The sequence below is a fragment of the Clostridium sp. DFI.1.208 genome (assembly GCF_024463855.1).
Lineage (GTDB): Bacteria > Bacillota_I > Bacilli_A > Erysipelotrichales > Erysipelotrichaceae > Clostridium_AQ.
Genome location: NZ_JANGCA010000231.1, coordinates 1 through 342 on the forward strand (window position 1 = coordinate 1; position 342 = coordinate 342).

Genomic DNA, 342 nt, shown 5'->3' on the forward strand with positions numbered 1-342 from the left:
GAACACCAGCTCTACCGCAAAGTTTCGATCTCCCCATGTGCTTCCCTTTTCATAGACAAGATCTGTCGCACTGCCATCCGCCTTCTGGAAATCGGATACCGGATGCTTGATGTCTGCATCGATCGCCTCTGCTGTTTGATCACTTTCTTCCAGCTTCTTTGTGATCTGGTTTTCATTGATCGTTATGCTTCCCTTTTTCAATGTATCCGGGAATGCGATGAAGTCACTTTCCGCTTTCGGCGGTGTCGCTCTGTCCTTACTGTTTGTGATCGTCAAAGGTCCGAAATCGATGAACGGAGCCGGAGATAATCCATCTGACTTCACTGCCGCACTTGGATCATA

At 48.2% G+C, this 342-nt stretch carries 1 protein-coding gene; it reads right to left on the reverse strand.

Translation table 11 applies throughout. From position 1 onward, the window contains the following. Positions 1–342: hypothetical protein (locus NE665_RS24165; protein ID WP_256302739.1), on the reverse strand; the 342-nt coding region annotated here is incomplete at both ends.